Origin of the sequence: Pseudomonas sp. EA_35y_Pfl2_R111 (assembly GCF_963970955.1) — a bacterium.
GTDB lineage: Bacteria > Pseudomonadota > Gammaproteobacteria > Pseudomonadales > Pseudomonadaceae > Aquipseudomonas.
The window spans coordinates 310,802-334,514 of sequence record NZ_CAXAOM010000004.1 but is presented as its reverse complement, the minus strand read 5'-3'; the positions used below and the strand labels follow the sequence as shown (position 1 = coordinate 334,514).

Below are 23,713 nucleotides of genomic sequence, written 5' to 3'. Positions count from 1 at the left end.
GCTAGCCAACCCAACGCCAAGCTAAGCAGCCGTCATGCCGAAACGCCCTGAGCAAAATTACCGACCATCCATCCCGCAACCCGCCGCCGAGTGAACTCCCCGCGCTCGGCCAGTGTCTGTCTGCTGTCGGCCCGCCGGGTGGATTGCATGGCCATTTGCCCAGCGCGCAGCTCTGCATAGCGCCGCATCATCCCGACCGCCTTACTGCTCACGGCAATGCGCCTGGCCGGCCTGTATCGCACCCGCCTTAGGGTTTCGTTTAATCGCCATGTGAAGATTGCCCCATGTCCCTATTCCGCTACCGCCCCGCCACCTTTGCCCCACTGCATAACTTAGCCTTCGCAGCCTGCCTGCTGGCAAGCGCAAGCGCCCAAGCCGAAGAAAACACCAATAACAACCGCTGGGTCAGCGACAGCCTGAATACCTATGTACGCAGCGGCCCAACCGACGGCTACCGCATCGTCGGCACCCTTGTCTCCGGGCAAAAGGTCACCCTGCTGCAAACCTCCGGCGATTACAGCCAGGTGCGTGGTGATAATGGCAGCGCGGTATGGATTGCCAACCGCGACCTGCAGGACGTACCCGGCCAAGCCGAGCGCCTGCCGCAGCTGGAACAGAAAGTGACCGAACTGAGCGCCGAACTGGAAGGCATCAACGACACCTGGAAGACCCGCGTGCAAGGCATGCAGGAAACCCTGGATTCGCGCAAAACTCTGATCGACGAGCTGCAAACCGCACGCTCGACACTGGACATCGAGTTAAGCCGGGCCAACTCCGAGCTGCGCGAACTACAAGCGCAGCTGGGCGAGGAAAATCAGCAAGTGCTGATGCGCTATATGGCCTACGGCGGCGGCATCGCCGGTGGCGGACTGCTCGCCGGGCTGATTCTGCCGACCATGCTGCGGGTAAGGCGCAAGCGGAATGATCAGTGGGTTTGAGCGCTGACCAAGCCAACATATTGCAGCACAACAAAACCGGCCTGGAGTCGGGTTTGTTGTGCTTAGAAATTGCGGTAAATCAGCTTGATTTCGCCTCCTTCACCATTGGCAAACGGCAGAAATCGGCCAAAAGCGGACTGTTCCGTATTGGCATAGAAGACCGTCTTTGAGTCTTGAAGGTCTCTAGAGAAGTAGGGCCTATTCAGTCCGCAGTGCGCTACCACACAGAGCCGAAGCTTTCCCCCTGCAACAGAGCTTTCCTCTATTCGGGAAGGCTATCTGCTTGCGGTGCATCCAAAGCTGCAGCGTCGCGGGCTAACTCATCCAGCACTGTGAACACTTCGAGTAGTTTTTCTCTGTACGAGAAGGAATAACCAACTGTGGTGATACGACGGTCCGATAGATGTAAATCTAGGCCGCGAATTAGCTCGCCATGCTCCGCCCAGAAGAGTCCCAGTCGGGTTGGATTAAGGCCACTGGGGAGCTCTGATTTGGTCGCGTAGTAGGTCGGATTGTCAGCGTTTGAGAAGAACGGATGGCTCAAATGTGACAGGCAGTGATTGAGGAAATGCAGCGCATTTTTTTCGCAAATCGTTGGGTTGAAGCAAATATCAAACATGTAGTCGTTCATGAGCTCAGCGATGCAATGATTTTCACCGTCACCTGTTTCGTCATAAAAGCCGCACCCGATGCCTGACCCGGTAGGCGGCAGGGCATTGGTGAGCTGATAGGTGATAAACGACTTAATGCCTGAACGTTCAGCGGCGACGAACTGGCTAATCAGCTCAGGATCTTGCTCCGGGATAATCCCTTCTTCTTTTTGTGACTGAGTTTGTAACGGTGCCCTACCCAAAAAATCACTCTCAGGAACGTTATCGATCTCCGAGTGGAAATTCCGGGCTGTGTCGATGTAGGTCCGCTTAAACAGCGCAAAAATCTCTTGGGACATCCTTCGCATTGATAGCGTTGTAAGGCCGAAAACTGCACCGGTCGTCGAAGCATTTGCGTCCTGATCTAGGATCAAGGCTGAGTTGAGATTAAAGAGCTGTCCTTGTCGATCCATGCAGCTTTGAAGACGAAAGATCATTAGATCATTCCATCCGAGAATGCCGCGATCGGGGTGTGCCAAGCGATAGATGAGGCCACGATCCGCGTACTGGTGCTCACCAAAGATTCGCCATGCAATTTCTCTGATATTTTCAGCCGTGTTCGATCGCCTCTGAGCAGGTGTAGCGCCCCAGCCAGCATGATTCAAGATCCATAACAGCGTGAAAATTGAGCTTTTTCGAAGCCCCCGATCTCCATAACCCAACATGGTGTACTGAGGAAGATGCTCAACAAGAGTATCGATTAGGTCATCAACCGCATTCCTCGGCAGGTCGTAAATCTGGTTGGTGATGAACTGCCAGAATTCGCTATGTGTGCGATCACCTTTCTCCAATTGGAAACTAGGTGACGTCAGGATGGATGTTACGGGCTCTTCTGCTTTTACCTGATCAATAGCATTTTGATAAAAAACGTATGTCTTTTCGGGCATAGGTGTCGCAAATCGGACGATGAGCTTTAGATAGTTTTCCAAGTTCCTGAACTGGCCCTGGTTAAAACATGCTCGAGACGCTTGGATGGAATCTGTGACTCTGAAATTTTCGCCAAAATTCAATTCTGTGATGGAAAACAGCTGCTCCAACAAAAATGCAGCAGACACCGGTTGCGCCTTCACGATGTCAGCAAACTGTTCAGAATTTTGAAATTTCTGCTTTCCGGTCCCGCGCCGTATGGAGAACGAGCCGCTACGACCTTCAGTCTCTTCGGCGTAAATCTGCCTGAACAGCCCTGGATAATTGAGGTGCAATAGCATGAGATTGATTAGATCTCGATGATTGAAGTCCGTACGCCCCAAGTCGCTTTTTTCGAGCTGCATCAGCAGCATGGCGTTGATAAAACGCTTTACCTTTCGAAGGTCGCCTACTAGCGGGAGATAGCTCGGCGCTTTGGGGCTGTCAAGGATGCCTGCAAGCTCACTCAACAACGCCCGAAGCTTAAACATCATCTCAGCGGGTACGGAAACGAGGTGTTTCTCAGCACGTTGCCAGTCCCTGAGTAAAAAATCCCGGATGCTCGAGCTGTCGACAAATAGGCTCAGTTTTACGGTTACGAACTTCTCCAGAAACTCCCGAGCCCTTGGACCTTCGTCCTTGCTCTCGGCCAGCACTTCTGTGTCGTAACAAAGCACGTAAGTGGCCTGAGAGAGCCGAAAGGTTCTTCGCGTAGCGAATAGCACGTTGTTCGTGGTTTTGGCGTCAAGGCGGTCAAGATCGTCAATCACGATGATGACACGGCGATTGATGCGCTTTAAAACCTCGTCAATGTCATCAAGCAGCTCGTCGACCGTTTCTTGGGAGGGGTCGAGCGATAGCTTAAAGCCGAGGAACGAGACGTCGGCTTTGCCTTTGATGAGGCGTGAGTATCTGGACACCGCAGGACGAAATTCTGGGGCGTAAACCTTTTCCTGAATCGTGGCAGAAAGATCACGGATCAAGCGATCTGCCAGATCAGGCTCTGAAGCATATCGTAGGGGTTCAAAGCGACAAACTATGACCTTGTCGTTCGCTTGTTCCCAGCGACGCTGTGCCAGGTTCATGAAGCTGGTCTTACCTACCCCCCAGGGCCCGTCGACACCGATAACGAGACCAGGGTGTGCACCGCTCGCGAGTACCGTATCGGCAAACAGCCTGGCCTGGTCTTTACTCGCAAACACATCTTGGTTTTCGTCTTCAATTTCATCGTCGGTTATGAAGTACAGCTGCGGAGCTACTGGCTTACGTCGAGGCCAATATTTTTGAAGGATGGGCGATAGCAGTACTGCGCACAGCAGAACAAAAATCGCCGGCGCCCACAGAGCATCAGCATCTTTTATTGCCGCGTGAGGCTTGCTCAACGAGGGTGAAATTAGCTCATTTGCCCAGATGCCGATGCCGAGTGCCACCAGCAGATCAAGTCGAAAGCTACTTCCGAGCTTTTTCGCGGTGACAAAAGCCCCTCTTTCTTCTGCGTAAATTAGGCACAGCAGAACACCGAAGACCCCTCCGCTGATTTTTGCGCATAGCGCCAAATCAGAAATCATCGGAGCGAAATTCGATCCAAGGATGAACGCTATTCGCCAGACCTCAGCACCAAAAAAACCAATGGCAAACAACCTGGCAAATACCAAGAGCTCAGGCATTTTCATTGCGGGATTGGCGGTGGCCATCAACGCTCCTCCATGAAGTACATTTTCCCTTGCTGCAGGCCAGAGAACCAGCCTAGCAAATAGCGTTTCAGCAAAGGCGAAACGCCAGATAGCGGCGCTAAAAATGGCACCATTATGAACGAACGTCGTGACGATGAAGACCACCCTTTTTGCTGCACTGGAGATAAGCCATCAGCCTCGATGATAGAGCCGCTCCGTTCGTCTTCCTGTTATCAAAACACACGTGATAATCAACCTAATCTACCGTTCGACGAGCGACATTGTAGGTAGGCATTCAAGTATTGCTCCTGTTCGAGCAAGCAGCAGAACAAATGACACTGCACACACAGTGTCAACCACGAGCGCTTTTAAATCTGGTTTAAATACGGGCTGCTTTTGGTTTTGGCCGATTGCAGCCGCTCGTAAGCGGCGGCTAGTTATCAATACGAACTCCACCGCATCCTTGGTGATACGCGATATCAGCTTGAGTCTGTCGGGACTTTATTTAGAATTATTCCAGGCCAATAATTATTGGCTTGGAATAATTTCCCGGATGACAGTTGGGGGCTGGTCATCGGCCATAAGAGATACCGGCGCCCCCGCCTGGTGGCTATGTCCGCTTCTGGCCGACTCCAGCCCGTTGCTACTGGCGACTCCCGGCCAAAAGCAGACACTGGCAACTAGCTTCGCGATCTTCTTGCAGTCCCAATACATGCAAGCGTGCACATAAAAACCGCCATGATGGCGGCTTTTATGTGCTTACGCTGATTCTTGCAGAATCGGCTCTCTGGCCAGCAAAGGCGATCCCCGAGAGTCGCTAACGCTTCGCTCGCAGGTACCTAACCTTCCACAGTGCGATAACGCTCTGCAGCTCGATCCTGTTTGATCTCAGCAAGCAGACCCTTGCGCATAGAGTCATAAGCGTCCCACCGCTCTGCGGCCTGTAGAGGTGGAATGGTCACCTGCTCACGACGATCAAAGCCAATCAGCGCTGCATCGACCAGTTCGTCCACCTCCATCATCGGTGGCAACAAATTGAGGTCGGTGCCCGAACGCTCCCATATCTCTGTACGAGTGGCTGCGGGGAGCACCGCTTGCACGTATACCCCCTTAGGCGAGAGCTCCAGATGTAGTCCTTGGGAGAGAAACAACACGAAAGCCTTGGTCGCCCCATATATCGTCATAGCAAACTCAGGTGCCAGGCCTACTACAGAACCGATATTAACAATTGCGCCTTCGCCAGCCTGCACAAGACGGGGGGCTATGGCACTCGCCAGCCGAGTCAGCGCAAGAATGTTGAGTGTGATCAAGCGATCAATCGTTCCAGCCGTCTGGTCGATGAAACGACCGGACTGGCCCATGCCAGCGTTGTTGATGAGAATACCAATCCTGGCATCATCGCTGAGTCGCGCCTCAACAGCGGCAAGGTCGGTGGCATCTGTTAGATCAGCTTGCAGCACATCCACACGAACGCTGTTTGCGTCACGCAGACGAGCGGCCAGGGCTTCAAGCCGAGGCTTGTCGCGCGCAACCAGGACAAGGTCATGGCCGCGAGCAGCAAACCGCTCTGCATAGGTTGCCCCTATCCCGGAAGATGCACCTGTGATGAGAACAGAGGGACGGTTGGTCATTGGTTTTCTCCTTGGTTTGTGCGGATCAGCCAAAATTTGTGATCTAGAAATTCGTCTACCGCTCAGTGCTTGTGACTTGACTGCTTCAGACCCGATTGTCGGGAGCAACAACCTGCACTACGACTTTGCCCCTAGCACGTCCTGCTTCGACATACGCCAGAGCATTCTCTGTCTCCTCGAATGGAAAGACTTTGTCGATAACCGGCTGGATGACGCCGCTATCGATCAGCTCACCTAACGTTGACAGCTGCTCGCCACTGCCGCGCATGAACAGGAAGGAGTAGCCAACCTGGTGTTGCCCAGCCTTCTTGCGGATTTTGCGACTCAGCAACCCGACGATCAGTTGCAGCAGCTTGGGCATGCCGGCGTTTCTGGCGAACTCAGGGTCGGGTGGGCCGGAAAGCGTGATGAGCTGACCACCTGGCTTAAGTACAACCAGGGATTTCTCCAGCTCTTCGGCGCCCAGGCTGTGCAGCACTAGGTCGTAGTCACGCAGTGTCTTAGCGAAATCGTCCTTTTTGTAGTCGATGACGATATCTGCGCCAAGACTTTTCACCAGCGCAACGTTGGCGCTGCTGGTAGTGGTCGCAACGCTCGCACCGAGGTGCTTAGCCAGCTGAATCGCTAGGGTGCCGACGCCACCAGAGCCGGCATGAATGAAGATTTTCTGCCCCTTGCGCAGATTGCCCTTCTCTACCAGGGCCTGCCACGCGGTCAGCCCGACCAAGGGGATCGAGGCAGCTTGCTCCATAGTCAGGCTGGTCGGTTTCAGGGCAAGGTTGGATTCGGCCAACGCAATGAATTCGGCGAATGCGCCGATGCGATGGGTATCGGTACGGGCATAGACCTCATCGCCCGGTTTGAAGCGTTGAACCTTGGTGCCGACACGCATCACCACTCCGGCCAGGTCGTTGCCCAGCACCAGCGGCAGGCGCATCGGCAAGATCCGCTTAAGCGCGCCGCTACGAATTTTCAGATCCAGCGGGTTGATGCTGGCTGCGTGAACCTGCACCAGTACGTCCTGCTCGCCAAGCATCGGCTCCGGTACGTCGGCCAGTCGCAGGGGTTCCTGCTTTCCATAACGCTCGATAACGAAGGCTTTCATTGAAATCACCTGGGTTCATTACATGAGCGGTGGCGCGGGATGGCGCCACCGAATGATTGGACGATTCTGAGACCTCGGTCAGCGAATCCCCTGAGCCCTGAGCGCGGCCGGCCCGAACTCCGCCTTGCTCGCCTTGAAACCGAAGGTGATGGGCTGCCCGCTGTTGTAGGTCAGGCCAAACACTAGGTAACGACCGTTGGTGAAATCGTAGATCGCCTCCCCCGAGTACCAGGGCGTATCGGCGTAGTCGTACTGCACATGGAAACCTTCAGAGAGCCGCCACAGCACGCCACGGCTGTCGTAGTGCTCGGCCAGGGCAATTTGCCAGGTGTCTTCATCGACATAGAACACGCGCTTGGCGTAGATGTGGCGCATGCCCGGCTTGAGGGTGCCAACCACCTTCCACACGCGATGCTTCTCATAGCGCAGGTAGTTCGGGTTCAAGTGTCCCTTCTCGATCAACTTGTCCGAGGTCAGCTCATGGCTGGTCAGACGGTAGTTGTTATAGGGGATATAGATTTCCTGCTTACCTTCCAGCTTCCAGTCATAACGATCCGGCGAACCGGTATACATGTCGTAGTTGTCGGAAGTGCGCAGGCCATCGGCAGCGGTGCCGGGGCCGTCATAGGCGACCTGCGGAGCACGCCGCACACGACGCTGCCCGGCGTTGTAGAGCCAGGCCAAGCGCGGTTCCTTGACCTGATTGATGGTTTCCTGCACCAGCAGGATGTTGCCTGCAAGGCGAGCAGGTGCGGTCACCTTCTGCGTCGAAAAGATCATGATGTTGGCATCGTTGACCGGGTCGAAGCCGGTGAGGTTCTCCGGCCAGGCCGCGCGGTCTTCGAGCTGAACTTCACTGAAGGAGCCGTTCGGCTGGGTGATTACCTGAGTATGACTGCGCAGCAGGCTGCCGCCGCGATAGCGCATGAAGTGGTTCCACAGCACCTCAACCCCGCTCTTGGGATGGGGGAAGGGGTAGTAGCCCTGATAATCGAGCACGCCATTTCCGCCCGGCACCAACTTGGCCGTTTCCACGTTCTTGCGCGCAGCTGCATAAACGTACTCGGGATATTTGGCGGTACGCCTCGTCTCGTAGACATTCAGGCGATAGCCGTCCGGGTTGCGGCGCAGTTGTTCGATCTGTCCGGGGGTAAGGTTGTCCCGGTAGGTCTCAAGGTTGCTGGCATCGATGGAGAACTTCACCGTGTCGTCGGCGAAGGGATCGACGAACTGCTTGCTGATGTCGTTCCACGTCACCCCACGGCTGAAGCCACCCGTCCAGGCCGGAATTGAACCGTCGGCATTACCGGCCGCCTCAGCGCCCAGCGGTGTAAATTGCTCCGCTGCTGCGAGCTTGGCACTGACAGCCATGGCGACCAACAACATCGACATCGTGATGATCTTAGTCATGATTCTTCCCTGCCTGCGCAAGTTTCTTTTCGACCAGATCAAGCCCCCGGCGTGCCTGGCTAGAACCAAGTGCTTGCGCCTGGAGGAACCAGCTGTGGGCGTACTCAAACGCTGATATCGCCTGGCTTGCATCACTGGCACGAGCCAGGTGGCAATTGCCGACGGCGACCGCGAGATCCGCCGTTATCAGGCGGTCTTCCAGTTCATTGGTGACGCAGTTGCCGTGGGGTTCGGCCTGCGCAGTGGCGGCGACGAAAAAAAACGTCGCAGTCAGAAGCTGCTTGATCATGAGATAGACCTCGGTGGGATGCTTGTTGTCAGGTTCTATAATAGAACCATGCGACAGGAAATTAGGTGCTATTATGAAACCTGTCAACAACTTTCTTGTCGGCGGTCGCAGGCCGCCCTTCCATTCGGAGATCTACATGTGGAACGAGTTACCTTCGAAGATCGCAATTGTTCGGTAGCCCGCTCAGTGGATGTGCTGGGCGACTGGTGGAACCTGCTAATCGTCCGCGAACTGCTATGGGGCACGACAAAGTTCGATGAATTTCAGCGCAACCTGGAGATTTCCAAGAGCATCCTTTCCAAGCGCCTGAGGCTGCTTCAGGACTGCGGCATCGTCGTGAAGAATGTCGTCGGCGGGGGTACTGATTACACCCTGACCGAGAAAGGCCGGGCCTTGCACGTGATCATCATCGCGATGCTGCAGTGGGGGGATAGGTGGAACCCACTGGCGCAAGGTGCCCCGCTTCTTCCAATCAATCGCAAGACGGGGGCAACGCTTGCCCCAGTCCAACTGAGCGATATCAACGGCAATCTGATCGCACAGGAAGACCTCGGCCTGCTCCCGGGCCCAGGGGCGGATGAATCGACGTACGAGCGATTGGATCGGCGGCGACAGGCCGCTCAGCAGAAGGCCTTGGCAGGCCGCTGATCAGTTCAGCTCGGGCGCGGATAAGTGCACGCGGGCGCACTGCTCGGAGAAACGCAGGCTGACAAAGGCAAGCAGGAGAAACATCAGCGAGGCCAGCAGCAAGCCTATGTAGCCAAAAGCTGTATAGAGCCATCCGGCTATGGCCGAGCCAACGCCAATTCCGCAGAACATGAACGATGCGGTCAGCGCCAGGGCAATCCCGCGTTGCTCAGGCAGTAGCTCGACGATGCGCCGTTGTTGCGACGGCCATACGATATCGGTGGCCAGCGCCCAAACCACCAGGGCCAGCAACAGGCCGCCGAGATGTCTCGGCATCACCGCCAGGCCCAGCAGAACCAGCGCCAGCAGCGCGATGCCGACCCGCAGTAGACGCTCGGCACTCACCCGCAATGCCAGCCGTGTAACCAGCAGGTTGCCCAACACTCCCGCCACGCCCAGCACAGTGAGCGCCAGGGTGATGTCACTGGCGCTACCGTGGAAATCATTGCCGATGATCGGGGCAAGGAACGCATAGGTGGTAAATACCCCTGAGGTGATGAAGAACACCACCAGAAAAGCGCTCAGCGACGTGAAGCGCGTCAGCAACACGAGCACATCGCTCGGCGCGACGCGTTGGCCAGCCACACGATCCGGCACCCACAGCAGGATCATCGCCGCGGTGAGCAGACCACTGGCGCCGATGCCCAAAAACAGGCTGCGCGCGCCGAATTCATGAGCGATCCATGCGCTGATTGGCATACCGGCAAGGCCCGCGACGCTCAGCCCGAGCAGCACAATGGCGATAGCGCTGCCCTGTTGCTCGCGCGCCACCAGGTTCGATCCTAGCGCACCGAGCACAGGCCCGACGAAGCCCGCACCCAGGCCCATCAGCACGCGAGAAAACACCAACGTTTCGTAACTCGACGAAGCAGAGAACAACAGTGCCGCCACGCTGAAGATCGACAACCCAATCAATACCTGCGAACGGCGGCGTAAATGGCCCAAGGTCATCTGTAGTATGGGTGCGGCGACTGCGAAGGTAACGCCGAAGACGGTGATTAATAGCGCGCTCTGCGCGTTACTCAAGGCCCAGGCGACGGAAATAGCCTCCAAACTGCCAACAACCGAGAGCGCGCCTACCGCCTGGACGAAATAGGCCAGGCTGAGCAGGCGAAGAGCGAGACGGTTAGGCGTGGAGATGGTGCTGTGCATGGCGCTCTCCAGAGATGTACGAAAACGCCCGACCTCGTATTGAGGTCGGGCGCAAGGCTTATGCGACAGGGATGGGGTTGTCGATGATCGACTGGTTGAACTGGTTTACCAGCACGTGCTCATTCGGCCCGACATTGGCACGCAGCGCGGCGATGCCATCGACAATCACCTCGGTGGTCGCCGTCTCCAGTTTGGCTAGGGTCTCGGCGATGAAGGCATCCAGCGGCATGGCGCGCGGGTCGCCACTCTTGTGGATCAGGTCGGTATCGACCCATGGCGGCGCGATTTCCAGCACCTTGACGCTGGTGTCACGCAGCATGAAGCGCTGCGACAGGCTGTAGGAGTGGATGGCTGCCTTGGTCGCTGAGTACAGCGCGGTCACCGCAATCGGGATGAACGCCAGCACCGAGCTGTTGTTGATGATGGTGGCGTCCGGCTGGCGCTTGAGGTGCTCGACGAAAGCCGCGCTGACGCGTACCGGGCCGAGCAGGTTGGTGGCCAGCAGGTCGACTGCCTGCTCGTCGTCGAGATCACCCGACGCGGCGTTGTCGAATGGCATGATGCCGGCGTTGTTGATCACCACGTTGAGGTTGGGGTGACGCTCAATCACCTGCTGCGCCACCTGCTTGATCTGCTGCGCATCGTTGATGTCCAGCACCACGGTGTCTATGCCGGGGTTGGCGCGGGCGATTTCGTCCAGCAGCGCCTGACGGCGGCCGGCGATGATCACCTTGTTGCCGCGTTGATGGAAAGCCTCGGCCAAACCGCGACCAATGCCCGAGGTACCGCCAGTGATGAAGATGGTATTGCCGCTGAGTTTCATGCTGTTTCTCCTGATGAGAGATCGATTAACGCTGGGCGCTGTAGCGCGGCGCGGGTTGGTTGCTGGAAAGCTGATTGGACATGGCCTTGCGCGCCGACTCGTAGGCGTGCCACTGGCTGGCGTCATGTAGCGAGGGGATGGAGATCAGTTCGCCGTGATCGAAATCGATCAGCGCGGCGTCGACCAGGGCACTTGCCGGCATCACAATTGCGGGGTCGAGGTGCTCCAGTGGCAAGCCGCCGTTGTCCCAGAACTCGGTGGCGGTCGCCCCTGGCAACACGGCCTGGATGCGCACGCCCCTGGCGGCCAGCTCGTGATGCAGTGATTGGCTGAAGGCGGTGACGAAAGCCTTGCTGCCACCGTATACGCCGTTGAGCAATTCAGGGGCGATGCTGACGATGGAGGAAATGTTGATGATGGCGCCGTTGCCACGCTCGACAAATCCGGGGATTGCGGCGTAGCTCAAACGCATCAGCGCAGTTACGTTGAGATCAATCATCCGCGTCATCAGGCCGACGTCGCTATCGAGCAGAGGCGTGTGGGTGCCGATGCCTGCGTTATTGACCAACAGGGTAATACTCGCGTCTTCCTTGAGTTTGGCCTCGACAGTGGCCAGGCTCTGGGCATCGCCTAGGTCAGCTTGCAACACCTCGACCACACGCTGGGTGTCGTCGGTTATACGGCGAGCCAAGTCGTTCAGGCGATCGCGGTTGCGGGCAACCAAGATAAGGTCGTAGCCACGGCGGGCCAGGCGTTCGGCGTAGAGGGCGCCGATACCCGACGATGCACCAGTGACCAGTGCGGTGCCTTTCGATGCGTTGCTCATGTTGTGTCTCCAAGTGGGGTGGGCTTGAGACACATCATGGCGAGAATTGGAAAAGACCTAAATGACGTATACAGTCATGTTTTAGGACGCGCATGACGCGAGGCTCAACCATGCACAGAATCGGCTACCTGCTCTCCGACGACTTCCAGGTACTGTCGCTGGCAACCCAGACTGTCTTCGAGTACGCCAACATCGTGGCCGAAGCGCCTTTCTATTCCATCGAGTTCTTCTCCATTGCCGGCGGTATAGTGCGCTCGTCCTTGGGTCTGGGCATTGAAACCCGCGCCCTGAACAATCCCGGCCTGGCGGACACCTGGATGATCGCCGGGGTCAACAAGCCTCTAGAAACGCCGCCGAGCGAGGCAGCCCTGACGTTCGTGCGCCAGGCTGGGCAACAGTCGCGCCGAGTCGCCGGCATCTGCACTGGAGGCTTCGTGCTGGCCCAGGCTGGCCTGCTAGACGGGCGTCGCGCCACTACCCACTGGGCTTATGGCGACGCCCTGCGTCGTCTGTATCCACAGGTCAGCGTCGAAGATGACCGGATCTTCATAATTGATGGCAACGTTTGGACGTCCGCCGGCATGACCGCCGGCCTGGATCTGGCCCTCGGCATGGTGGAGAAGGATCTGGGCCCGGAAGTGGCGCGGTCGGTGGCGCACAAACTGGTGATGCATCAGCGTCGTTCGGGCGGACAATCGCAGCACTCGGAGATGCTCACCCTCGCGCCGAAATCCGACCGTATCCAGAACGCCCTGAACTACGCCCGGCAGAACCTGCACAAGCAGCTCAGCGTCGAGGAACTCGCCGAGGCCGTGCACCTCAGCCCGCGCCAGTTCACCCGCGTATTCACGGCGGAAACCGGGCAATCTCCGGCCAAGGCCATCGAGCGCCTGCGCCTGGAGGCCGCACGAGTGATGATCGAACAGAGCCGCCATTCAATGGACGTGATCGCCAAGGAAACCGGCTTTCGTGATCGACGCCATATGCGCGAAGTGTTCATTCGCGGCTTTGGAGTTCCTCCTCAGGCGATACGAAGAGATGTTCGTGAAGTGAACATTTGATCTGTCACCTTAGGCCAGACTTCATGCTTCTTCTTGCTGCACCCACTCACTTGGGCTGCGTCCTACCTTGCGGCGGAATGTACGCGCTAATGCAGAGGGGCTCTCGTAGCCAACCTCGGCTGCAACTAGGGCAATAGGCCGACCTTCACGCAAGCGTTTCTGCGCCAGGCTTATTCGCCAGTTGGTCAAGTAATCAGCAGGTGTAACACCTACCACCTTACGAAAATGCGCAGCGAAACTTGCGCGCGACATACTCGCCAGAGTTGCCAGATCAGCTACCGACCAGTTGCGCTGCGGTTCACTGTGCATGGAGGTGAGCGAACGGGCCAGGCGCGGGTTGGCTAAGCCCGCCATCATTCCCGAAGTGATGCTGCGAGTGGCAATAAGATGGCGTAGCAACTGAATCAGCATCAACTCAAACAGACGATTGAGTACAACATCACGACCACACTCCTCGCCGAAGGCTTCTGCAAACAACCAGTCGAGACTGCCACTGAGCCCCGGCAACTCGCTGAGCGGCTGGACAATGTAATCCGGCAGCGCCAGGGTCAGCGGATTACTGGCACCGCCATCGAAGTGCAAGGTGGCGCAGACCAACTCGGCTGCATCGACCTCAGTGGCGACAAGCTGATGCTGCTGCGGCCGAACCACAAGTATCAGACTCGGCTCAGCAAGCTCGATGACCTGATTGTGCTTATCCCGAAAACTCAGCCGTCCTGTGCGCAACAGGTGAGCATGGCCAAAACCGCCCTGACCGTAGATATCGGTGACGCCACAGAAAGCCCCCTGATGGAATGTAGTGGCGTGTGGATTGAAGTGTTTAAGCAGAATGGACAGGCGATCCATGGCACGCTCGATTTAGACGATCTGTTGCATAACATCGACGATCTGAATCCGAAAGTGAAGTAACGATTTCTAGTATTGGCTCCAGGCTTGATCGACAAGCTCGTAGTTCAACTTACTGGAGAATACCCATGACTCGTATCGCCGCTCTCACCTTGGAACAAGCTCCCACCGGTTCACGTACTGCCCTTGAAGGCTTGCAGAAAGGTCTCGGATTCATTCCTAACGCGTTTAAAACACTGGCCCACGCCCCGGCCGCGTTGAACGGCTATTTGGCCCTGGCACAGGCGCTGGGTAAAAGCTCGCTGAGTGTCACCGAGCGCGAGGTTGCGGCACTGGCAACCTCGGAAGTCAACGGCTGCGACTACTGCACCGCAGCTCATTCGTTCTTCGCAACCAAGGCGGGCCTGAGTGCTGAAGAGATCCATCAGGCACGCTCGGGGTCGCTGAGTGCTCTTGCCACGCTGGCGCGGCAGATAACCGAGAGCCGTGGCCAGTTGAGTGATGCACAGATAGCCGCGGCACATCAAGCGGGCCTAACTGACAGCAAGATTGTCGAGGTGGTGGCGCAGGTCACGTTGTTAACCCTGACCAATTACCTCAACAACATTGCCGCCCCAGACATCGATTTCCCGCCGTCTGCTCAATAGAAGGTTAACCACCATGAACCCAGTTACTGTCTATACCACTCAGCATTGCCCTTACTGCGTGAGTGCCAAGAAACTGCTGGCACACAAGGGAATTACAGCCGTCGAAATTGACGTTGAAGCGTCACCACAACGTTTAGCCGAGATGATGCAGCGATCGCAACGCAGAAGCGTCCCGCAGATTTTCATTGGTGAGGTGCATATCGGCGGATTTGACGACCTAGCGGGCCTTGAGCGCAGGGGCGAATTGGATGTGTTGCTGCAACTCTCATGCTGAGCACTCCCTTACTCCGGATAGTCCTGCTATCCGGAGCGTTTTCAGTCTTATGGCTTCGGACTAGAGCTTCGTCAGTTTCTGAATCTAACCTTGTTTTACAGACAGTTCTGATGGGCTGCTTTTGGCCGATAGCAGCCCTCCGACCTAATCATCCCGCGTCAGCACTTCCAGCAGCTCGATCTCAAAGATCAAATTGGAATGCGGCTTAATATGCGCGCCGAACTGGCGCTCGCCATAACCCAAGTGCGACGGAACAAAGATTTTGCGCTTGCCGCCGACCTTCATACCCATCAGGCCCTGGTCCCAGCCCTTGATCACCCGGCCAGTGCCGATGACGCATTGGAAGGCTTTGCCGCGATCATAGGAGGAGTCGAACTTGCTGCCATCTTCGAGAAATCCGTTGTACTGGGTGGTGATCAGCGCCCCTTTGACCACTTCTTTACCGTCACCCAGCTGAATATCTTCGATCACTAATTCGTTGCTCATCACTCACCTCGTCTAACAGGCCTGCTCACGGCCGGGTTTGCAGAAAATCACTCGCCAGTCGGTTCCAGCACTGCTAGCAGCTCGGATAGCCGCGCTTCCAGTTGCGCCAGCTCGGCGGCGGCAATCGGCGCCAGCAGCCGCGCTTCATTGGCCACATGCGCGGTTACCGCGCGGTCGATCAGTTCCAGCCCGGCGGGGGTCAGTTGCACCAGCATGCTGCGCGCATCGCTGGGGTTGGCTATACGACTGACCAGCCCAGAGGCTTCAAGTTGCTGCAACTGCCGGGTCATGGTGCCGGAGGTGACCATCAGGGTCGAGAACAGCGTCGTCGGAGCCAGGCGGTAAGGCTCGCCGGAGCGGCGCAGGGTGGCCAGCACATCGAACTCCCAGGAGGTCAGGCCAAAGCTGCTAAACAGCTTGTCCAGCTCACGCCGCAGCAGCGCCGCGCAGCGGCCAAGCCGGCCGATAACGCCCATCGGGCTGACATCCAGGTCCGGCCGCTCGCGGTGCCACTGCTGAAGAATTGCATCGACTGCATCCATCTGTCGCTGGACTGCCATTGGTTTACCTCTGGAAATTTATCTTGAACTCAAGACAAGTTGCTATTAGCCTCGCATTTTATCTTGAATGCGAGACAAATGCATGGGCAGCTCACCTTCGCGTAGCACCTGGCTGGATGTGTTGATCACCGCCCTGGCACCGGCCATCTGGGGCTCGACCTATATCGTCACCACCGAGATCCTGCCGCCGGATCGGCCCTTTACCGCCGCGCTGCTGCGCGCCCTACCCGCCGGTTTGCTATTGGTGCTGTACAGCCGCTACCTGCCCCGCCGCCGCGAATGGCCGCGCTTGCTGGTGTTGGCGGCGCTGAATATCGGCTTCTTCCAGGCGCTGCTGTTTGTCGCTGCGTACCGTTTGCCGGGCGGCTTGGCGGCAGTGGTCGGGGCGATTCAACCGCTGCTGGTGATGGGTCTGGTGTGGTCGATGGATCAGCAGCGGCCGGCATCTGTGGCGGTCGCCGCCAGTGTGGTCGGTATCGCAGGAATGGCTGCCCTGTTGCTCGCGCCCGAAGCGAGCTGGGACCCAATCGGGATTGCCGCCGCCTTTATCGGCACCGCCTGCATGGCCAGCGGTACTTACCTGACGCGGCGCTGGCGGCCGACTGTGCCGCTGCTGGCGTTTACTGGCTGGCAGTTGCTGATTGGCGGCCTGTTCCTGCTGCCGGTGGCCTGGTTGATCGACCCGCCGCTGCCGCACCTCAGCCTGTTGCAGTGGCTGGGTTATACCTACCTGTCGCTGTTCGGCGCGCTGTTGGCCTATGTGCTGTGGTTTCGCGGCATCGCTCGGCTGGCGCCGGTGGCGGTGTCGTCATTGGGGCTGCTTAGCCCGCTGGTGGCGGTGCTGCTGGGCTGGGCATTATTGGGGCAGAGCATCACCGGCGTGGCGCTGCTGGGGTTGATCGCGGTGCTGGGCAGCATCCTGGCGGTGCAATGGGCCGCAGCGGCTACGCCGGTAGTCGCCGCGCCCCATGTTAAAGTCGCGCCCTGACACGGCCAAGGCGACAACGAGCGACTATGCAAACCCCGGAATTTACTGGCGAACTGGAAGACTGGAACACCCTTAACAGCAGCATCGGCTTCCCTGAGCTGCTAATCGGCAATGGCGCAAGCCTGGCCGTATGGCGTAAGTTCGCCTACTTCTCGTTGTTCGACGAAGCGCAGACCACGCGCAATCGCCCGCTTAGCGCAACCGAGCTCAGCGTGTTTCGCGCCCTGGATACCAGCAACTTCGAACAGGTGCTCAGCGCGCTGAAGAACAGCATCCGGGTGAATGCCGCGCTGACCATCAACTCCTCCTCGCCGCGCCATCGCTACTTCGCCATCAAGGAAGCGCTGATCCACGCCGTGCGCTCGGTGCATATTCCCTGGAGCCAGATGCAGGCTGACAGCCTGACACGGATCAACAACGCGCTTAGCCAGTACCAGACGGTGTATTCGGGCAATTACGACCTGCTCAACTACTGGGCCGTGATGCAAGCCCCGCAGGCGTTTGAAGATATGTTCAGGGGCGCGGATTCGACCTTCGACCCCGGCGACTGCCAGCGCCAGGGCAATGCCACGCGCATGCTCTATCTGCATGGCGGCATGCACCTGGTGAAGAACATCGACGGCAGCACGCGCATTCTCAATTCATCGGAAAGCACCCTGCTGGCCAGCTTCGCCATCAACCAGCTGGGCGATATTCCGCTATTCGTCAACGAAGGCAGCAGCGCGGACAAGCTCAAGGCCATTCGCAGCAGCGACTATCTGTCTTTCTGCTACAGCCAGCTGGCGCAGCCTAAGGACAAGCTGTGCATCTTCGGCCACAGCCTGGCGGCGCAGGATCAGCATCTGATCCAGGCCTTGCAGCAAACCGATCTGAAGACCCTGGCCATCTCGATCTACCCGCACAACCCGCTATTTATCACGCAGCAGAAGCAGCACTACGCCAGCCTGTTCGCCGAACAGAATGTGGAGCTGCGCTTCTTCGATGCGCTAAGCCACCCGCTGGGCGATCCCGCGTTACGCGTTACAGCAGCGCCGGCACAGTAACGGTTACTGGCTGATAGCCCGCACCACACTCAGCTCAGTCGGCGCACGACGCTGGCTGAGGTAACGGGTACAACTGACGCGCAGAAACGAGGCGAAATTCACCACCTCGCCGCGGTAGTCCATGACTTCGTCATACAGCTTGGTGATCAGCTGATTGGTGGTCATGCCATCCACTTCGGCAATTTCGCGCAGGATGTCCCAGAACTGGTTTTCCAGGCGCAGGGTGGTGACCACGCCACGGATACGCAGCGAGCGGGCACGGGATTCGTAGAGAATCGGATCGGCTTTGACATACAGCTCGCACACGGCGGCTCACCTCCCTGAATAGTGGGGCCGCATTGGCCCCAGGAATTTATAGCGTTATTTGGGTACCCAGTACCTTCAAAAACGCCGCCAGCCAGTTCGGATGCGCCGGCCAAGCTGGCGCGGTGACTAGATTGCCCTGCACATGAGCCTGATCGACAGCGATGTCGATATATTGCCCACCGGCCATTGTCACGTCCGGGCCACAGGCTGGATAAGCGCTGCATTCGCGCCCTTTCAAAATACCAGCCGCTGCCAGTAACTGAGCGCCGTGGCAAACCGCTGCAATTGGCTTCCCGGCCTTATCAAAGGCCTGCACCAACGCCACAACCTGAGGGTTCAAGCGCAGGTATTCAGGCGAACGGCCGCCGGGAACCACGAGGGCATCGTAGTCTTCGGCTTTGACCTGAGCGAAATCGAAGTTGAGGGCGAAGTTATGCCCCGGCTTTTCGCTGTAAGTTTGCTCACCTTCAAAATCGTGGATCGCAGTGCGTACGCTCTGCCCGGCAGTCTTGTCCGGACACACTGCGTACACCTGATGACCGACCATCAGCAGCGCCTGAAACGGCACCATAACTTCGTAGTCTTCGACGTAGTCGCCGACCAGCATGAGAATCTTTTTAGCGGCCATTTGCGTGCTCCCTTTGTGAGTTGAGAAGCACAGAGTGTTATGCCGATTCGCCCGCCATGGGTAATAACCCGGTACTACAGGGTTAATCGCGGATAAACGGCGCACAGCAAACCAGCAAGGAGCGAGCCGGGCTTCAGCATAAAGCCCGGCGTAACAGCGGCGTTACTCGAGCACTTCTTCATCACGGTGCAGCACATAGGTGCAGCCCGTGTCGTCATCCAGATAGTCGTGCACGTAATACATCACCACCTCACCCAAGCTCGGCTGAGCCGCGACATAGTCGCCGATATCCACGGTGAAATGGCTCTTCGAACCAGGCTTGGCTTCACACTCGATACGCGCATTGACGAACAGCTCAGGCGCGCTATCGCCGAAATAATCTTCACGCTCTGCCGCATCCCAGTCGGCAGGAGCCTCGAACGGGCCGCAGAACAGCACCTTGGCATCACCCAGGTCCACTTCCTCAGCATCCGGGTCCTGATCCTTTTCATCGGCGCGATAAACCGTGCAGTCCTGCGCCTCAGGGTTTTCCAGGATGGCCAGACGGGCCGCCAGTTGTTGCTCAGTATCCATAGGGGGCATAACTATCTCCGAGCGTTTGGCGTTATAAGTGTCTGACAGAAAGCTTGCTACAACAGAGCCTGAGCTTGCCGGGTTTGTTCACCCTTAGCGAGTAAAAACCTGCTGCGCAAACCATTTGTCACCACACCGGACATAGCCAGCGTTTACCCAGCCCGCTAGCGCGTACTGCCCCGGCGCAGGGCGCGCTCTTCGCGGCGCGCCTGTTGCTGCACTTCGGCGAGCACTTCCTGCACATAGTCGATATGCCGATTGGACAGTGCGCGGGCGTCCTCAGCGCGGCCTTCGATAATCGCCTGGTACAGCGTGCGGTGCTGTTCGATCAGCATGTCGCGGGTTTCATCACGCTGCGCATACATGCCACCAATGTTGGTCACCACGTTGCGCTTAAGCAGGTCGAACAGCCCGCGAATGGTGTGCAGCAGCACGGCGTTGTGGCTGGCTTCGGCAATCGCCAGGTGGAAGTTGGCATCGGCGGCGCCCTCTTCAGCGCGGGTCACCTTGCCGCTGCGGCTGTAGCAATCCTGCAGCGTGGCAAAGGCATCACCGAGGCGCTGGCGGTCCAGCTCGGTGGCACGCTGCGCGGCGTAGAATGCGCAGGAGCCTTCCAGGGTATGGCGAAATTCCAACAGGTCGCGCTGCGCTTCGGGGTTGCTTTCCAGCAGGTGCAGCAGCGGGTCACTGAAAGTCGAGCCGAGGGTTTCCGCCACATAGTTGCCACCGCCATGACGGCTGACCAACAAGCCCTTGGCCGCCAGCTTCTGGATCGCTTCACGCAGTGAGGGCCGGGAAACGCCGAACTGCTCGGACAATACGCGCTCCGCCGGCAAGCGTTCGCCGGCCTTGAGCGTGCCTTCGAGGATCATGGTTTCCAGTTGGCTGACGATATCGTCCGACAAACGGCGCTGACGCACCGATCCCACTTCCATAGCCCGCACTCCACTGGTTTGACCACCTGCCATGGGCCTTTGCGGCCCGCTGCCGGCAAGCCTATCGCCGCCTCAGCTGCCTAGCAAGACGCAGCTTTACGACCAAAGTCGTAAGGCAGCTAATTGACAGGCTGGAGCCCACACTTTTACCCTGACCGCGCAGTCTTGTTAATTGGTATTACCAATTAACCAAACAAAAACAATTCCAAGAATCCATGAGGTCTCCCTATGCCGGCTCTATTGCTTACCCCCGCCGCAGCGCTGCATGCCGATGCGCCCCCGCATTCACCCATGCGCATTGCGCAGCGTTAAGGAGAGACCCATGTCGACTGGTCTTCTTGCTCTACTGGCCTTTTCCCCGATCCTGCTGGCCGCCGTCCTGCTGATCGGCCTGCGCTGGCCGGCCAAACACGCCATGCCGCTGGTGTATCTGCTCACCGCTGGCGTTGCACTGTTTGCCTGGGATATGAGTTTTAACCGCGTACTCGCCTCCACCGTGCAAGGCTTGCTGATCACCCTCGGTTTGCTGTGGATCATCTTCGGCGCGATTCTGCTGCTCAACACCCTCAAGCACTCCGGCGGCATCACCGCGATTCGCGCCGGCTTTGCCACCATCAGCCCGGATCGGCGCATTCAAGCGATCATCATCGCCTGGCTGTTCGGCTGCTTTATCGAGGGCGCTTCCGGCTTCGGCACGCCCGCTGCCATCGCCGCGCCGCTGCTGGTGGCCATCGGCTTCCCGGCCATGGCCGCAGTGATGCTCGGCATGCTGGTGCAGAGCACGCCGGTGTCCTTCGGCGCGGTGGGTACGCCGATCATCGTCGGCATCAACACCGGATTGGATAGCGCCACCATCGGCGCGCAACTGGTTGAACAGGGTTCGTCCTGGGCGCAGTTTCTGCAGTTGATCACCAGCGAAGTGGCAATCATCCACGCCATTGTCGGTACCGTAATGCCGCTGGTCATGGTGCTGATGCTGACGCGTTTCTTCGGCACCGAAAAAAGCTGGAAAGCCGGTTTTGCAGTGCTGCCGTTCGCCATCTTCGCCGGCCTGGCGTTCACCATCCCTTACGCGTTGACCGGGGTATTCCTCGGCCCTGAGTTTCCGTCGCTGGGCGGCGGGCTGATTGGCCTGGCAATTGTCACCAGCGCCGCGCGCATGGGATTTCTGCTGCCAAAAACCACCTGGGATTTCGCCCCGGCGGACAAATGGCCAGCCGAGTGGCTGGGCACCGTAGAAATGAAGCTCGACCAACTCACCGCCAAGCCAATGAGCGCCCTGCGCGCCTGGCTGCCCTATGTACTGGTCGGCGTGCTGCTGGTGATCAGCCGGGTATTCCCCGAGGTAAGTGCCGCGCTGAAGGCAGTGATGCTCAACTTCCCCGACCTGCTCGGTGAAACCGGTGTCAGTGCCAACTTCCAGCCGCTGTACCTGCCGGGTGGGATTTTGGTCACCGTAGTGCTTGCCACCTTCTTCTTCCACGGCATGAAGCTGCGCGAATTGGGCAGCGCCGTGAAGGAATCGTCGGGCGTGCTGCTGAGCGCCGGCTTTGTGCTGCTGTTTACCGTGCCGATGGTGCGCATCCTGATCAACTCCGGGGTTAACGCCGCCGAGCTGTCGAGCATGCCGATCCTGATGGCGCGCTGGGCGGCTGACAGCGTGGGCGGTATCTACCCGCTGCTGGCACCGAGCGTAGGTGCACTGGGCGCGTTTATCGCCGGTTCCAACACCGTCAGCAACATGATGTTTAGCCAGTTCCAGTTCGGCATGGCCAGCAGCCTGGGCATTTCCAGCGCGCTGATTGTCGCGGTGCAGGCGATCGGCGCCGCTGCCGGCAATATGGTGGCGATCCACAACGTCGTCGCGGCCTCGGCTACGGTTGGCCTGCTCGGTCGCGAAGGCAGCATCCTGCGCAAAACCATCTGGCCTACCCTGTACTACGTGCTGTTTACCGGCCTGATCGCACTGTTTGCCGTGCATGTGCTGGGCGTCAGCGACCCGCTGATGGCAGGCTGATAAGCGCCACAATGCGCGCCGATAAAACGGCGCGCATTGGCGTTTCGCTGCAAACCCTTTTTCTCCACCTGGGTGAATCCATGATCATTTCTGCCTCCACCGACTACCGCGCCGCCGCCCAACGCCGGCTGCCGCCGTTTCTGTTTCACTACATCGACGGCGGCGCCTATGCCGAGCACACGCTCAAGCGCAACGTCGCCGATCTGGCGGATATCGCCCTGCGCCAGCGCGTGCTGCGCAATATGTCGGAACTGAGCCTGGAAACCCGCCTGTTCAACGAAACCCTGAGCATGCCGGTGGCTCTGGCCCCGGTCGGCCTGACCGGCATGTACGCCCGCCGTGGTGAAGTGCAGGCCGCCAAGGCCGCCGCCGCCAAGGGCATCCCCTTTACCCTGTCCACCGTTTCGGTGTGCCCGATTGAAGAAGTCGCGCCGGTCATCGACCGACCGATGTGGTTTCAGCTGTATGTGCTGAAAGACCGCGGCTTTATGAAAAACGCCCTGGAGCGCGCCAAGGCCGCTGGCGTCACCACCCTGGTATTTACCGTGGATATGCCGGTGCCGGGCGCGCGCTACCGCGATGCCCACTCCGGCATGAGCGGGCCGAACGCGCCGCTGCGCCGCATGCTGCAAGCCATGACCCACCCACGCTGGGCCTGGGATGTCGGCCTGCTCGGCAAACCCCACGACCTGGGCAATATCTCCGCCTACCGGGGCAACCCCACGGGCCTGGCCGACTATATCGGCTGGCTGGGCAACAATTTCGACCCGTCGATCTGCTGGAAGGACCTGGAATGGATTCGTGAATTCTGGGACGGCCCGATGGTGATCAAGGGCATCCTCGACCCACAGGATGCCAAGGACGCCGTGAGCTTCGGTGCCGACGGCATCGTCGTGTCCAACCACGGCGGCCGTCAGCTCGATGGCGTTATGTCCAGCGCCCGCGCCCTGCCGGCGATTGCCGATGCGGTCAAAGGCGATTTGGCGATTCTTGCCGACTCGGGCATTCGCACCGGCCTGGATGTAGTGCGCATGATTGCCCTAGGCGCCGACACGGTGATGCTCGGCCGCGCGTTTATATACGCCCTGGCCGCTGACGGCGAGGCTGGCGTGAGCAACCTGCTGGATTTGATCGAGAAGGAAATGCGCGTGGCCATGGTGCTGACCGGGGCCAAATCGATCAGCGAGATCACTGCTGATTCGCTGGTGCGCGAACTGCACCACGCCGCGTCCTGACGCTGCACCTGACGCCGTACCGGA

At 58.4% G+C, this 23,713-nt stretch carries 25 protein-coding genes; 10 read left to right on the top strand and 15 right to left on the bottom strand.

The window, feature by feature from the left end; genetic code table 11:
• Positions 1 to 284: 284 nt before the first annotated feature.
• Positions 285 to 938: a TIGR04211 family SH3 domain-containing protein gene (locus AACY25_RS17035; protein WP_339526121.1), complete on the top strand. Its 654-nt coding sequence runs from the start codon at positions 285 to 287 to the stop codon at positions 936 to 938.
• Positions 935 to 1,108, top strand: a complete 174-nt coding sequence (locus AACY25_RS17030; protein ID WP_339526119.1) for a hypothetical protein — start codon at positions 935 to 937, stop codon at positions 1,106 to 1,108. The genes AACY25_RS17035 and AACY25_RS17030 overlap by 4 nt, the downstream gene beginning before the upstream one ends.
• A gap of 92 nt (positions 1,109 to 1,200) precedes the next feature.
• Here AACY25_RS17030 and AACY25_RS17025 read toward each other — a convergent pair whose 3' ends face one another.
• From AACY25_RS17025 to AACY25_RS17005, 5 genes are all read right to left on the bottom strand, one after another.
• A complete protein-coding gene (locus AACY25_RS17025) occupies positions 1,201 to 4,332 on the bottom strand; it encodes a KAP family NTPase (RefSeq protein WP_339526117.1) in 3,132 nt (1,043 codons plus the stop codon).
• 674 nt (positions 4,333 to 5,006) lie between these two features.
• Entirely contained in the window at positions 5,007 to 5,798 is a 792-nt protein-coding gene (locus tag AACY25_RS17020; RefSeq protein ID WP_339526115.1) for an SDR family NAD(P)-dependent oxidoreductase, read from the bottom strand.
• Between the two features lie 85 nt (positions 5,799 to 5,883).
• On the bottom strand, positions 5,884 to 6,903 hold the full coding sequence (locus AACY25_RS17015; RefSeq protein WP_339526114.1) for an NADP-dependent oxidoreductase: 1,020 nt from the start codon (positions 6,901 to 6,903) through the stop codon (positions 5,884 to 5,886).
• A 78-nt stretch (positions 6,904 to 6,981) separates the two neighbouring features.
• Entirely contained in the window at positions 6,982 to 8,289 is a 1,308-nt protein-coding gene (locus AACY25_RS17010; RefSeq protein WP_339526298.1) for a DUF1329 domain-containing protein, read from the bottom strand.
• 16 nt (positions 8,290 to 8,305) lie between these two features.
• Positions 8,306 to 8,602, bottom strand: a complete 297-nt coding sequence (locus AACY25_RS17005; RefSeq protein ID WP_339526112.1) for a hypothetical protein — start codon at positions 8,600 to 8,602, stop codon at positions 8,306 to 8,308.
• Positions 8,603 to 8,740: 138 nt separating this feature from the next.
• On the opposite strand from AACY25_RS17005, the gene AACY25_RS17000 reads away from it, so the two are divergent.
• Entirely contained in the window at positions 8,741 to 9,250 is a 510-nt protein-coding gene (locus AACY25_RS17000) for a winged helix-turn-helix transcriptional regulator (RefSeq protein WP_339526110.1), read from the top strand.
• On the opposite strand, the gene AACY25_RS16995 is transcribed toward AACY25_RS17000, so the two are convergent.
• The 3 genes from AACY25_RS16995 to AACY25_RS16985 are packed head-to-tail and all read right to left on the bottom strand — an operon-like array spanning position 9,251 to position 12,090.
• Positions 9,251 to 10,441, bottom strand: coding sequence for an MFS transporter (locus AACY25_RS16995; protein ID WP_339526109.1), 1,191 nt, complete (start codon positions 10,439 to 10,441; stop codon positions 9,251 to 9,253). It abuts the gene before it with no gap.
• A 58-nt stretch (positions 10,442 to 10,499) separates the two neighbouring features.
• Positions 10,500 to 11,264 carry an SDR family oxidoreductase gene (locus AACY25_RS16990; RefSeq protein WP_339526108.1) on the bottom strand — a complete coding sequence of 255 codons (765 nt, stop codon included), beginning with the start codon at positions 11,262 to 11,264 and terminating at the stop codon, positions 10,500 to 10,502.
• Positions 11,265 to 11,289: 25 nt separating this feature from the next.
• Positions 11,290 to 12,090: an SDR family NAD(P)-dependent oxidoreductase gene (locus tag AACY25_RS16985; RefSeq protein WP_128708502.1), complete on the bottom strand. Its 801-nt coding sequence runs from the start codon at positions 12,088 to 12,090 to the stop codon at positions 11,290 to 11,292.
• 110 nt (positions 12,091 to 12,200) lie between these two features.
• Between AACY25_RS16985 and AACY25_RS16980 the strand changes: the two genes are divergently transcribed.
• Positions 12,201 to 13,151, top strand: a complete 951-nt coding sequence (locus AACY25_RS16980; RefSeq protein ID WP_128708501.1) for a GlxA family transcriptional regulator — start codon at positions 12,201 to 12,203, stop codon at positions 13,149 to 13,151.
• A 21-nt stretch (positions 13,152 to 13,172) separates the two neighbouring features.
• Here the strand turns inward: AACY25_RS16980 and AACY25_RS16975 are convergent, their stop codons facing one another.
• Positions 13,173 to 13,997 (bottom strand): AraC family transcriptional regulator, encoded by an 825-nt coding sequence (locus AACY25_RS16975; protein WP_339526104.1) that lies wholly within the window; start codon positions 13,995 to 13,997, stop codon positions 13,173 to 13,175.
• Positions 13,998 to 14,125: 128 nt separating this feature from the next.
• Between AACY25_RS16975 and AACY25_RS16970 the strand changes: the two genes are divergently transcribed.
• Together AACY25_RS16970 and grxC are read left to right on the top strand one after the other, a co-directional pair.
• Positions 14,126 to 14,644 (top strand): carboxymuconolactone decarboxylase family protein, encoded by a 519-nt coding sequence (locus tag AACY25_RS16970; RefSeq protein WP_339526102.1) that lies wholly within the window; start codon positions 14,126 to 14,128, stop codon positions 14,642 to 14,644.
• Positions 14,645 to 14,657: 13 nt separating this feature from the next.
• Complete coding sequence (grxC, locus tag AACY25_RS16965; protein ID WP_128708498.1) at positions 14,658 to 14,918, top strand: glutaredoxin 3; 261 nt, start codon at positions 14,658 to 14,660, stop codon at positions 14,916 to 14,918.
• 144 nt (positions 14,919 to 15,062) lie between these two features.
• Here the strand turns inward: grxC and AACY25_RS16960 are convergent, their stop codons facing one another.
• Positions 15,063 to 15,404 carry an FKBP-type peptidyl-prolyl cis-trans isomerase gene (locus tag AACY25_RS16960; RefSeq protein ID WP_339526096.1) on the bottom strand — a complete coding sequence of 114 codons (342 nt, stop codon included), beginning with the start codon at positions 15,402 to 15,404 and terminating at the stop codon, positions 15,063 to 15,065.
• A 47-nt stretch (positions 15,405 to 15,451) separates the two neighbouring features.
• Positions 15,452 to 15,964 carry a MarR family winged helix-turn-helix transcriptional regulator gene (locus AACY25_RS16955; protein WP_339526095.1) on the bottom strand — a complete coding sequence of 171 codons (513 nt, stop codon included), beginning with the start codon at positions 15,962 to 15,964 and terminating at the stop codon, positions 15,452 to 15,454.
• Between the two features lie 82 nt (positions 15,965 to 16,046).
• Between AACY25_RS16955 and AACY25_RS16950 the strand changes: the two genes are divergently transcribed.
• Together AACY25_RS16950 and AACY25_RS16945 are read left to right on the top strand one after the other, a co-directional pair.
• Positions 16,047 to 16,952, top strand: a complete 906-nt coding sequence (locus AACY25_RS16950) for a DMT family transporter (RefSeq protein ID WP_339526093.1) — start codon at positions 16,047 to 16,049, stop codon at positions 16,950 to 16,952.
• Positions 16,953 to 16,978: 26 nt separating this feature from the next.
• Positions 16,979 to 17,995, top strand: coding sequence for a DUF4917 family protein (locus AACY25_RS16945; protein ID WP_339526091.1), 1,017 nt, complete (start codon positions 16,979 to 16,981; stop codon positions 17,993 to 17,995).
• 3 nt (positions 17,996 to 17,998) lie between these two features.
• Here the strand turns inward: AACY25_RS16945 and AACY25_RS16940 are convergent, their stop codons facing one another.
• The 4 genes from AACY25_RS16940 to AACY25_RS16925 form a co-directional block, all read right to left on the bottom strand.
• Positions 17,999 to 18,301 (bottom strand): ribbon-helix-helix domain-containing protein, encoded by a 303-nt coding sequence (locus AACY25_RS16940; protein WP_339526090.1) that lies wholly within the window; start codon positions 18,299 to 18,301, stop codon positions 17,999 to 18,001.
• Positions 18,302 to 18,347: 46 nt separating this feature from the next.
• On the bottom strand, positions 18,348 to 18,929 hold the full coding sequence (locus AACY25_RS16935; protein ID WP_339526088.1) for a DJ-1/PfpI family protein: 582 nt from the start codon (positions 18,927 to 18,929) through the stop codon (positions 18,348 to 18,350).
• A 162-nt stretch (positions 18,930 to 19,091) separates the two neighbouring features.
• Positions 19,092 to 19,511, bottom strand: coding sequence for a hypothetical protein (locus AACY25_RS16930; RefSeq protein WP_339526086.1), 420 nt, complete (start codon positions 19,509 to 19,511; stop codon positions 19,092 to 19,094).
• Between the two features lie 155 nt (positions 19,512 to 19,666).
• Entirely contained in the window at positions 19,667 to 20,437 is a 771-nt protein-coding gene (locus tag AACY25_RS16925) for an FCD domain-containing protein (protein WP_339526084.1), read from the bottom strand.
• Between the two features lie 322 nt (positions 20,438 to 20,759).
• Here AACY25_RS16925 and AACY25_RS16920 point away from each other — a divergent pair, with 322 nt between their 5' ends.
• Positions 20,760 to 22,454, top strand: coding sequence for an L-lactate permease (locus AACY25_RS16920; RefSeq protein ID WP_339526082.1), 1,695 nt, complete (start codon positions 20,760 to 20,762; stop codon positions 22,452 to 22,454).
• An 80-nt stretch (positions 22,455 to 22,534) separates the two neighbouring features.
• Positions 22,535 to 23,689, top strand: coding sequence for an FMN-dependent L-lactate dehydrogenase LldD (gene lldD, locus AACY25_RS16915; RefSeq protein WP_339526296.1), 1,155 nt, complete (start codon positions 22,535 to 22,537; stop codon positions 23,687 to 23,689).
• Positions 23,690 to 23,713: the final 24 nt, after the last annotated feature.